The 12,379-nt window shown below is 65.6% G+C and carries 3 protein-coding genes; all 3 read left to right on the top strand.

Annotated elements, in window-relative coordinates:
* Positions 1 to 329: 329 nt before the first annotated feature.
* The 3 genes from HHL14_RS25515 to HHL14_RS25505 all read left to right on the top strand — a co-directional run bounded on the left by HHL14_RS25515 (position 330) and on the right by HHL14_RS25505 (position 12,367).
* The gene (locus HHL14_RS25515) at positions 330 to 1,871 is read left to right on the top strand and encodes an acyltransferase domain-containing protein (protein ID WP_169500365.1); all 1,542 of its coding nucleotides are present in this window, start codon (positions 330 to 332) and stop codon (positions 1,869 to 1,871) included.
* Positions 1,872 to 1,955: 84 nt separating this feature from the next.
* Entirely contained in the window at positions 1,956 to 8,087 is a 6,132-nt protein-coding gene (locus HHL14_RS25510; protein WP_169500364.1) for an SDR family oxidoreductase, read from the top strand.
* A complete protein-coding gene (locus HHL14_RS25505; protein ID WP_169500363.1) occupies positions 8,084 to 12,367 on the top strand; it encodes a cytochrome P450 in 4,284 nt (1,427 codons plus the stop codon). The genes HHL14_RS25510 and HHL14_RS25505 overlap by 4 nt, the downstream gene beginning before the upstream one ends.
* Positions 12,368 to 12,379 lie beyond the last annotated feature (12 nt).

Below are 12,379 nucleotides of genomic sequence, written 5' to 3'. Positions count from 1 at the left end.
TTTAGCGGCGACTCGGGCCTGACTGAGTCGCCGCATCATTTCGTGGCGTTCGCCTATCGCGAGCCGCGCCTCCTTGCCTTTCTCGCAGCCGTGCGTGAGAGAGCGCCAACACGCTAATTCCCGCATGCCGTTTTAATGGCGTGAACGCTTCTGGCGAACCTTTTTAGCCCGTAGCAGACGAAATATTCGCAATGAATAGTAATAATTCAAATTAAAACTTTATCAATAAAAAAATGCGTTTTGGTGTTTTAGAGATATGCGTCAGGGTATAGTTAATTAAGTTTTAAATGACTCGGACGGCAATGCCAAATGAGTAAAGAGTTATCCGTATGAATCGAATTGCCTTTATGTTTCCTGGGCAGGGCGCGTTTTATCCCGACGCTTTGCTTGCATCAAGATCCACCTATCATTGCATCGATCCAATCTTGAAAACAATCGAGACGGTAGCGCAACGCCGTCTTGGTCATTCTTTTTTCGATGTAATCTGGGGTGGAGAAGATGCAGCCGAAGATAATTTTCGAAATAAATCAGATATTCTGCAACTGGTTATTTATGCGGTCTCGGTTGCGAATTTCGAAATTCTTCGGCAGGAAGGTATCGAGCCGGATGTACTGGTAGGACATAGCTTCGGTGAAATCGCCGCGCTGGTGTGCGCGGGGGTTTATTCGGTCGAGCAGGGTGCGCAGATCGTCTGCGACCGGATCGAATCGCTGGCCGCCGCAGCGCCGCGCAGCGGCTGCATGGCGGCGGTCTCGGCGGGCCCTCAGGCCGTGCACGCGGCGCTCGAAGCGTTTTATGCGGGTCGTGGTGAGCACGCGGATGCGCGTATTCAGATCGCGGTCGAAAACCATCGCTCGCAAACCGTGGTGTCCGGGCCCGAAGGCGAAATGGCGGCATTCGTTGCCCATTGTGCCGGTCAGGGCATGACCGCCCGGCAATTGAAAGCGCCCTACGCATTTCATCACAGCAGCCTCGTGAAGGCGGGCGAGGTTTTTTCACGCCGGTTGAAATCGTATCCGACAAAGGCACCGCAATATGCGATCTATTCTCCGATCCTGAATCGCTATTACGATTCATCGGATGAATTCGGAAATTGCCTTGGGCAGCACTTAACCTTGCCGGTTAAATTTTTTGATGGAATAGGTTTTCTTAAATCAGATAATTTCGATGTTTATGTCGAATGTGGCGCGCTCGACGCACTTGGCAAAATAGTTATTCGAATTGCCGGTCCGGGAGTAGTTAAAACTTTTTCGGGCGCCATAAGGGCCGGCGCTGAGCTCGAAAATATCAGGAAAGTTGTGCTTTATTTCAGGGAGATGAATATCGTGAACGCGAATGCTCAAACCAATCTCAATCAGCCGGATTTCGACACGTTCTGGCGTGCCAGCGGGGCCGCGATAACGGCCGGCATCAAAGCCGAATTCGAGAAGTTCTACCAGTTGAACGGCTCGCAAAACGTCGCGGCGGCGCCGGCGGTGCGAATGACCGCAAGCGTGCCGGCACAGTCGGTGGCCGCTGCTGTTCCGCCGCCGCTCGCGGCTGTGCCCGTCGCGGCACCCAGCGCCCCGGCCGTGCCGCCGCCGGCGGCCCGCCGCGCCGCGATTTCGCGCGACCAGCTGTTCCATGAACTCGTAGCGATCTACGCGGAAGCGATGGAATACCCGCCCGAGGTCTTCACCGAAGCAGTCGAGCTCGAGGCGGAACTCGGTATCGACTCGGTCAAGCAGACGGAAATCATCCAGCGCATCAGCAAGCTGTACGGGCTGCCGCCGTTGCCCGCGGGTTTCCGCTTCGGCGATTTCAAGGCGATGGGGCAGATCGTCGATTTCGTACATACGCAGATGGGTGCGTCGGCGGTTGCCGGCAACTAGGGAGTGAATTTCCCGGCGTGAGGCCGCCGCGAGGCGGCCCACGCCATGCATCGTTTTTTTGTGGTCGATCTGGATAGGCGTGTAATGTCAAGCTCCAATCTGAAGGGTAAGCTGGTTCTGGTGACGGGTGGCGCGAAGAACGTCGGTAAGACGATCTGCCGGCGTTTTGCCGAGCAGGGTGCTCATGTCATCGTGAATTTTTTCCATTCTCTCGATGCGTCGAGAGAGACAGTGGCGGAGTTGCGGGCGCTCGGCGCCACCGTCGACGTCATCCGGGCGTCGGTGGCCCAGCAGTCTCAGGTCGACCGGATGTTCGACGAGATCGAGGCCAAGTACGGCCGTCTCGACATTCTGGTCAACAACGCGGCGTCGGGCGCATTGCTCGGCGTCGGCGACATCGCGTCCGAGCATTTCGATCGCGCGCTCGACACCAACCTGAAAGGGGCGTTCTGGTGCTCGCGTCGCGCGGCCGCGCTGATGGCGCGCACGGGTGGCGGCTCGATCGTCAACGTGTCGTCGGTCGGCTCCACGCTGGTGCCGGCCAACTATCTCGTGGTCGGTACCGCGAAGGCCGCGCTCGAATCGATGACGCGTTATCTCGCGGTCGAATACGCGGCGGACAACATCCGCGTGAACAGCGCCTCGTCCACCCTGATCGACGGCGACGTCGCGCAGCAGTTTCCCGATCCCGACAACACGCGCCGCTCCAGCATCGCCGCGACGCCGCTCAAACGCCTCGCGACCGCCGAGGATCTCGCCGACGTGGTGCTGTTCCTCGCTTCCGACGCGTCGCGCTGGGTGACGGGTCAGGTGGTCACGGCCGACGGCGGCCTGTCGCTGTGCAGCGAAGGCCTGTCGCCGCGTGCGGAGTGGGCGTCGCAAGGCGCGCAGGGTGCCACGCCCGCGGCCGGCGCGCAGCCGCTGCCGACCCACGCCAATCCCGCCACGCAGAAGATTCTGAACAGCAACGGCCACAACCTGCTCGATGCGATCGACGCAAGCGACGACGCCATCGCTGTGGTCGGTATGGGCCTTGCCCTTCCGGGCGCCAACAGCCCGCAGGAATTCTGGCGCGCGCTGCTCGAAGGGCCGGAGCTGTTCGGCAACGTGCCGGCCGACCGCTGGGACTACCGCTCGTTCTATTCGGCGGATACGTCGGCCGAAGACAAGGGCTATCAGTCGCGCTCGGTGTTCATCGGCGATTTCCAGCCGACGCCCGCTCTGAAATCCGAACTGGCCGGGCAGGAAGGCGATCATCACGAACTCACCACGCTGTGGCTGCGCCACTCGCTGCTGCAGGCGCTCGACGGCGTGCGCATCCGTCAGGACGACCGCACGTCGTTTCTCGTCGGCTACACCGCCGACGGCAGCCAGCATCTCGAGGAAGGCATGGTGCTGGCAGCCGCACGCACGCGTCTGCATAGCGCACTCGACGAAGCCGGCGTCTCGCCCGAGGAGCGCGACGCGTGCATCGCGCACGTCGGCGACGTACTGAATGCACGCTATCGACGCGGCGCGGCCGGGCTCGCGGAATTCTTCCCGCATCGTGTCGGCCTCGACGCGATGAAGGGCATCCTGCCCGACGACGCCGAATACATGATGGTCGACACCGCGTGCTCGTCGTCGCTGTACTCGGTCGACCTCGGCATCAAGGGGCTGCTGCTCGGCCAGCACGATGTCGTTGCCTGCGGTGGCGCGTTCGCGCTCGCGCCGCGTTGCTCGGTGCTGTTCTCGAAGCTGCACGGTCTGTCGCGCAGCGGCGAAGTGCGCCCGCTCGACGAGAAGTGCGATGGCGTGCTGTTCGCCGACGGCGCAGGCGTCGTGATCCTCAAGCGCCTGAAGCGCGCGATTGCCGATGGCGACCGTGTGCTCGGCGTCCTGAAGGCGTTCGGCTCGTCGTCCGACGGCAAGGGCAAGGCGATCTACGCGCCGAATCCGGATGGCCAGGGCATCGCAATTCGCCGCGCGTACCAGCAGTCCGACGTGACGAGCGAGCAGATCGACTGGGTCGTCGCTCATGCCACCGGCACGCCGGCGGGCGACCTCGCCGAGTTCCAGAGCCTGCGCGATTCGCTCGGCCAGAACCGCACCGTGCAGGTGACATCGAACAAGTCGCTGGTGGGCCACACGGGTTGGGCCGCGGGCGTGGTGTCGCTGATTCAGGTTCTGCTCGGCCTGCAGTACGACTGCATTCCGCCGCAGCACCGCTATTCCGAAGCGCCGCGCGAGTTCGACCTCGCCACGACCGGCCTGACCATTCCCACCAGCGCGGTCGCATGGCCGCGCGAAGCCGACCGCGCGCGTGCCGCGGCGGTGTCCGGCTTCGGCTTCGGCGGCACCAACGGCCACCTCGTGATCAGCGAGTACCGGCCCGATCTGCCCGCTGTGCCGTCGCCGCGACAGCACGACAAGGCGCCGCTCGCGATCGTCGGCTGGTCGGCGAAATTCCCGGGTCTTGCCAATGACGGCGCGGTGTCGTCGTGGCTGCGCGGCGAAGGTGCCGCTCCGCACGCGAGCTTCGGCCTCAGTTATCCGCTGCCGAGCTTCGACCGCGTCCGCATGCCGCCGGCGGTGCTGCGCGCGCTCGACCGCTGCCAGCTGATGTCGCTCGATGCCGCGCACGACCTGCGCGAGAAGCTGCTGCCGTTCTGGAGCGCGACCAGCGACACGATCGGCATCGTGATGGGCCATATGGGCCCGACGCGCAACTCGGCGCTGTACGCGAGCCGTTGCTATCTCGACGACATCGACACGGCGCTGCGCGGCGTGCCCGAGACCGCCAAATTCCGCGCAATGGATGCGGCGCTCGCCGGCTTGCGCACGAAGACGCGCAGCCTCGTGCCGCCGACCACAGAGAATTCGTTCCCGGGCATGATGTCGAACGTGATTCCGGCGCGCATCGCGAACTATCACGATCTGCACGGGATGAACATGACCGTCGATGCCGGCCATGCATCGACGCTCGCCGCCTTCGAAGTGGCCGCGCGTTTCCTGCATAGCGGCGAACTCGACATGGTGATCGTCGGCGGCATCAACGGCAACGTGGCGGACGAAGTGCAGCCCGCATTCGACACCGCACTCGCCGAAGGCGTCGTGCTGTTCGCGGTGACGACGCAGGCGCAGGCCGAAGCGGCGGACTTGCCGGTGCTCGCGTGGGTCGAGACCGAACGCGCAAGCGACAGCACGGGCACAACCACGCCGGCGCCGCGCGATAGCGAAGGACGTGCGGTCACGTATGCGGGCGCCGATGCGGCCGTCTCGGTACTGAGCGCACTGGTGCGCGAAGATGCCGCGGCCACCGTGGCGACCCACAACCCGGGCGACCGTGCGCGCTTCTCGCTGCGTCTGACGCGTGGCGACCTGCCGCCGGGCGCGGGACCGGATTCGACGCGTCGCAAGACGACGGTGCAATCGCTCCCGTCTTCGGGCGCGCCGTCCGCGCCGATCGCACCGTCTCAGCAGCGCGCAAGCGTGAGCGTCGCCGCGGCGGTAGCCCCGGCGGCTGCGGCTGCCGGGGCTACCGCAGCCGCTGCGCCGACCCTCTTGCCGCCGGCGCTCTATCGAACCGACGTGGCCGCCGATGGCGACCCCCTCGGCGTCAAACGCTATCGCATCGATCTGCAGGAGGTGCCGTGGCAGTGGGGTGCCGAGCCGGTCGAATTTTTGCCGGCGAAATGCGTGGTCGTCACCGACGCGCCGCAATTGCTCGCCGAACTCGACACGTTGCCGTCCGATCTGATCGTGCTGTCGACGCAGCCGCTCGCGCAAGCGCGCGCGGGTTGGCATCACGTGCAATTGCCCGATGAAGAAACGCTCGCCGGCCTGCTGCATGCCGACGTGCAGCATGTGCGCGTGCTGAGTTCGCTGCACGCGAGCAAGCTGTTGCCGCGTCAGGTGCCGCCGCCCGTGCCGGAATTGCTGGCGCTGCACGACCTCGCATTCCTCGCGTTGAAACGCTGTCACGATGGCGTGTCGCAGCACGGCTCGTTTATCGCGCTGCTGCTCGACGCGGTCGCGGGCACGGTGCTGCATCCCGAAGCCGGGCTGTTCTCCGGTCTGACGAAGGCGCTCGGGATCGAACTGCACGACACGCATTCGCTCGCGGTCTTCACCAGCAGCACCACGGTTCGCGTGGCGATCGCGCAGGCCGAGCACGAAAGCGGCGCGCTGCATCTGCTGCCGGTGGTGGTGCTGAGCGGCTCGCGCCGTCTGACGATCCGCGTGACCGAGGCCGCCGGCGAACTGCCGGACGACCGGCTCGCGCGGCTCGGCCCCGACTCGGTCGTGGTCGCGTTCGGCGGTGCGCGCGGCATTACCGCCGAGCTGATGAAAGAGGTCGCGGCTCATTACCGCCCGACGCTCTACCTGATCGGCAGCAGCCGTCTCGACGACTATCCGCCGGAGACCTTCGCCGGTAGCGACGAAGACTTCATCAAGCGGCGTCCGCAGTACATCCGCGAACAGAAGGAGCAGCATCCGTCGATGCCGCTGCCGCAGATCATCAAGTCGTTCGAGCGTCAGGTCGAGGTGCGCGCCGCGCATCGCAACATCGAAACGATGAAGGCGCATTGCGGCGCGGACCGCGTGCACTATCTGCGCGCTGACGTGTTCGATCGCGCCAGCGTGCAGGCCGCCGTGCAGCAGATCACCGCGCGCGAACGCCAGATCGATCTGGTCGTCAATGCGGCGGGCCTGAATCGCTCGGCGTCGATCCCGGTCAAGGCCTTCGAAGACTTCGTCGCGGTGCGCGACATCAAGGTACGCGGCTACTGGAACCTGCGCGAGGCGTTCGTCGCGAATCCGCCGCGCGCATGGTGCAACTTCGGCTCGTTCATCGGCCTCACGGGTCAATCCGGCGAAACCGACTACGCATCCGGCAACGACTTCCTGAACACGCGCGCCGCTTATCATCGCGCGGCGCTCGGCTACGACGAATTCACGATCGGCTGGACCTTGTGGCGTTCGGTCGGGCTCGGTTCGAATCCGGTCACGCGCGCGTTCCTCGAAAAGAGCGGGCTCTTCACCAGCATGCGCACCGAAGAGGGCGTGCATCACTTCCTGCGCGAACTCGATCTGGTCGATCGGGCCTCGGCATCCGTGCATCTCGGCGTGCCCGAACGGCGCGCGATCGAAGCGCATCTGCCGACTTTCTTCAAGGCGCCCGAAGTCAAGGCACCTGAAGCGAGCCCGGCGCGCGTCGTCGCCCGAGTTTCCACCGGCATCGTTGGTGGCGGCATCGGCGACTTCTATCTCGGCCGCGAACTGCAGCACACCGCCGAGAGCATCACGTTCGAGCGCGTGTTCGATCTGCAGACGGACGCGTATCTGCAGCATCACGTGGTCAACGGTTTCGCGACGCTGCCCGGCACCTTTGTGCCTGAGCTGGCCGCCGAGGCTGCGCTGAAACTGCTGCCGGGCCTCAAGGTGGTCGGCTTCCAGGACGCGGTGTTCCACCACTTCCTGCGTGTCTACGACGCGAAGCGCCCCGGCGTGAAGCGCATCCACGCGCAGATGATCAAGCGCGACGGCGAGCTGACCACGCTGCAGGTACGTGTGACCGGCGACGTGCAGGCGCCGAGCGGCCAGGTGCTGGTGCGCGACAAGCTGCACTTCGAGATCAAGGTACTGCTCGCGCCGGCCTATGAGCCTGCGCCGGCCTGGGCACGCTGGCCCGAAGCTGGCCACATGTCGATCGCCGATCCGTATCACTTCGCGGCCGCGCCGGTGTACCTGAGCGGGATGTTCGTGTCGACCACCGACACCGGTTCGTCGCCTCCGGGCAAACGCGCGCGTTATCAGCTCGGCGTGGGCGTCGACGATCCGGTGTTCTCGCGCTTCGTCGTGCCGAGCATCATGCTCGACGGCCTCGCGCGCGTCGCGGTGCTGAACTACGTCGCCGACGACTACATCCCGCTCGCCGCGCCGATGACGATCCGCCGTATCGACATCTACGAAGACGGCAACGATTGCCAGCTGTCGAGCCGCTACGACCGCATCGATCTGTATGCGACGCCGCGCGAGTTTTCGCTCGAAGGTGTCGGCACGCGCAACCGCTTCGTCGCGGTGCGCCCGGACGGCCACATGCTGATGCAGATGAAGGACGTGACCGGTGTGGTGATCGGCTACGTGCATCGCGATAGCGGCGCGTATGTGTCGAAGGACGAGGTCGATGCGCTGGTCGCCGCGCGCGGCATGTCGAATCGGGTGAGCGCATGAAGACCCGCCGCCTCGCTCCCGGCCCCCGTGGCAACTTCGTCACGGGCAATCTCGCCGCGTACAAGAATGACCCGGTCACGATGCTGATGGATCTGTATCGGCAGTACGGGAACATCGCGCGTAACCGGCTCGGCCCGTTCCTCACGCATGGGCTCGCGCATCCCGAGCACATCCAGTACGTGCTGCAGGAGAACCATCGCAACTACTCGCGCGGCCGCTTCTACGACGCGTTCAAGGTGTTCTTCGGCGAGGGTTTGCTGACCACCGACGGCGAGTTCTGGCGGCGTCATCGTCGCGTGGTGCAGCCGCTCTTTCACAAGAAGCAGGTGAACGAACACGCGGAGGCGGTCGGCGCCGCGGCGTTCAAGCTCGTGCAGCGCTGGGGCGAGTTGCCGGACGGCCAGCCGGTCGAGGTGGTCGAGGAAATGATGCACCTGAGCCTGAGCATGCTCGGGCTGATGGTGTTCAACACCGATATCTCGCGCTTCGCGCGCCAGGTCGGGCCGTCGGTGCGCTTCGGCATCACGGCGATGATGCCGCAAGCCAATCTCAACGACGTGATTCCCCGTTGGGTGCCGACGCGCTTCAATCGCCGCATCGCCGAGGCGCGCCGCAACATCGATTCGATCATCGCGCAGATCATCGAGGATCACCGCACCGGTCAGTGCGACGAGAGCGATCTGATTTCGCTGCTGCTGAACGCACGCGATCCGGAGACCGGCCAGCCGATGTCGCAGCAGGAGGTTCACGACGAAGTGATGACCGTGTTCCTCGCCGGTCACGAAACGACTGGCAGCGGGATCGCGTGGGCACTCTATGCGCTGGCACAGAACCCCGGCGTGATGCGCCAGTTGCGCGAGGAACTCGATGCGCGGCTCGGCGGACGCGCGCCGACGCTCGAAGATCTCGACGCACTGCCGTATCTGAACCAGGTGGTCGACGAAGTGCTGCGCGTGTATCCGCCGATCTGGGGCTTCACGCGCGATCTGATCGAAGACGACGAGATCGGCGGCTTTTATGTTCCGAAGGGCTCGTCGGTGTTCATGTCGCCGTACGTCACGCATCGGCATCCGGAGTTCTGGCGCAATCCCGAAGCGTTCGATCCGGAGAACTTCGCGAGCCACGCGCCCACTCCGCATCGCTTCGGCTATTTCCCGTTCGGCGGCGGCATGCGCAAATGCATCGGCTTTCAGACCGCGTTGCTGCAGATGCGCGTGCTGATGGCGGTGGTGGCGCAGCACGTCGATCTGAGCGTGGTGCCTGGGCATCCTATCGAACGTGGCGCGGCGATTTCGCTGCGACCGATGCATGGGATCCTGATGGTCGTCAAACCTCGCCGAATCGAGAAGCGGCCGGGGGCGAGCGGGGCGGATGCGTCGGGGTCGACGGGTGACGTTGCGGGTGTTGCGGCGGCAGCCGCTTCCGCATCTGCGTCCGCGGCGGCTTCTGCTTCGGGCGCTGCACGTGCGCAAACCACGCCTGTCGGTGCGACGCCTGAAGGCAAGGTGGCCAGCGGCTGCCCGTTCTCGGCGTCGGGCGCGGCGCCGCAGTCTGCTGTCGCGTCGCAGGCCACTGCCGCGCAGCAACCGGTCGTCGCACCGCAAGCCGCTGTTGCACAGCAACCGGTCGCAGCACCGCAACCCGCTGCCGCACCACAACCGGCCCCAGCACCGAATCCTGCGCCTGCCTCCGCCATTGCTGCGGCCGTTGCCGCTCAAACGCTGTCGGCATCGCCGAGCCTCAATCCTGCGCCGACGTCGGCTCAACCGTCTTCCAGTTCGTCCACGGGCGCCGTCCCCGATACGGTCCCGAACTCCCGCTTCACCTGGTTCGCGTCGGAAATCGAAGCGTTGCCCGAAGCGCCCGCAGCCGAGCTCGGCGGCAAGCGCGTCGTGATCGTCAACGGTCGCGCCGGTACCGCCGAGCGCGTCGCGGTCGCGCTGGCGCGTGCCAGCGCACGGGTATCGGTATTCGCGCCCGGCGATGCGGATCCGGTCGAGGCGGCACGCGCGCTGGTGCGCGATGCCGGTCCGTTCGACGGCATCGTCGATCTGAGTGTCGAACAGGCGTTCTCGCTCGATGCCGCCGCCGCATGGGAAGCGCCGATGCGCAACAGCGTCGCGATGCTGCAGGCGTGCTATCCGGACTGGGAAGTCGAGGAGAACGCATCGCGTCTCTTCTACCTCGCGGTCACGTGGATGGACGGCCTGATGGGCTTCGGCGAAAAAGCGGCCGGACCGTTGGTTCAACCGCTCGGCGGCCTGTGGGCCGGCCTCGCCAAAACGTTGCCGCAGGAAGTGCCCAACTGCAACGTCTGCATACTCGACGTCGCTCCCGACGACGCGGCACAGATCGATCGGCTGATCGCGCGCGAGCTGTATCGCTGGGGACCGTTCGAAATCGGTTATCGCGCGGGTCGTCGCTACACGCTGCGCGCGCGGCGTGACGAATTGCCGGCGCCGCAGCCCGGTGCCGAGGCCGATCTGAAGCCCGGCGACACGGTGCTGTTTTCCGGCGGCGCGCGCGGCATCGGTCTGCTGTGCGCGACCGCGATCGCCGAGCGCTACGGCAGCACGGTGATCGTGACCGGCCGCGATGCATTGCCGAGCGGCACCGAACCGTGGATGACGCTCGACGACGCCGGCTTTCGCCGTTACGGCGAGGAGCAACTGCGTCTCGCGAACCGCGAACGCACGCCGAAGATGATTCGCGATCAACTGGCGCGGCTGCGTCGCCGTCGCGAACTGAAGACCGCGCTCGATGCGCTGGCCGCGCGCGGCTTGCCGGTGCACTACCGCGTCTGCGACGTGACCGACGCGGCCGCCGTGCGCAAGCTGTGCGGCGAATGGCGCGACACGCTGCGCATCGTGATCCATAACGCGGGCGTCGATCGTCCGGTGCGGCTGCCGCAAAAGAGCGCCGACGCGTTCATCGATACCGTGCGCACCAAGGTCGCCGGCTTCGCGAACCTGTGCTCGGCCGTCGCCGGTTATCCGCGTCTCGTGCAGTTCTGCAACGTCGGTTCGCTGACCGGCCGCTGGGGTGGCATGACCGGCGAAACCGACTACGCGGCGGCCAACGACGCGCTCGCGCGGCTCGGCCTGTGGGCTCACCGTCATGCGCTGCCGTGCAGCGTGAAAACTTTGGTGTGGCCAACCTGGGAAGAGGTTGGGATGATCACCAATTTCGCGGTCACCAAGCGCTACATCTCGCCGCTGGCCGTCGACGAAGGCGTGCGCCACTGGCTGCGCGAACTCGCGAGCCGCGACAGCGGCGAGGTGATGTTCATGGGCGCGGTCGGCCCGGCGTTGACGCCGGTGCAGATCAAGGGCTTCGCGCCGATCGTCGAATTGCCGAACATCGCCGAGCTGCTCACGCGCCGCCATCATGCGGGCGATCCGCTGCGCTTCCGGCCGTTCGGCTGCTTCGAGACACGCTACCGGATCGATCCGGGCGCCGCGCCGGTCGCGCTCGCGTTTCGCGTCGAAGGCCGTCATGCGCTGCCGGCCGCGCTGCTGATCGAGCACGCGTGTTCGGTCAGCACGTGGGTGACGCCGCCGACGCTCGAACCGCAGTATCTGGAGACGCTGACGAACGTCGTGATCCGTCTGCAGCCGTTGCCGGTCGACAGCGATCCAAGCCGTGGCGCCGGTGCCGAAATCGTTCTGCAAACCGAAGCAAATGGCTATCTGCGCGACGAGCGCTGGCATGTGGATGTGCGTTGCGTGCACGTTGAAACGCGCGCCGAACTGCTGCGGGCGACGCTCGTCTATCGGGCCGGCACGGCGCCGACGGCGGCGCGCATCGTGTGGCCGGCGAATGCGTCGCTGAGTCCGGCTCCGGCGCTTGCCGCGTCGGCGCTGACGTGGAACGCGCATGTGCTGCCCGGGGCCGACTGGCAGACCGCGTTCGATCCGGCCGGCGAGATCGTCGGGATGGGTCGTGTGGCCTGCGCCGATGCGTCCGATCTGTGGGCGGTGCCGTTTCCCCCCGAGCTGCTGCTGCCGGTCAATCACGTCGAAAACATCCTGCGTGCGCTGGCGGCGGGGCAAGCGCGCGACAACCCGGCGACACCGTCCGCGTGGCGTGTCGAGCGCATCGCGCTCGGCGGTCTGCCCGCCGCGAGCGCGGCTGCGATCGTGCAGTACCGCGATGGCCATGTCGACGTCGTCGATGCGCACGGCCAGGTGTTGCTCGAGCTGCGCGGCATGACGCTGCCAACGGTGCAGCCGGCCGATCGGGTCGAGCAGGCCGGGCAGGTCGCCGCACAGGCCGCCTAACCCTCGTACATT

The organism is Paraburkholderia antibiotica (assembly GCF_012927125.1).
GTDB lineage: Bacteria > Pseudomonadota > Gammaproteobacteria > Burkholderiales > Burkholderiaceae > Paraburkholderia > Paraburkholderia antibiotica.
Note: the sequence above shows the minus strand (reverse complement) of the source record. Positions and strands in the feature narration are given on the sequence as shown.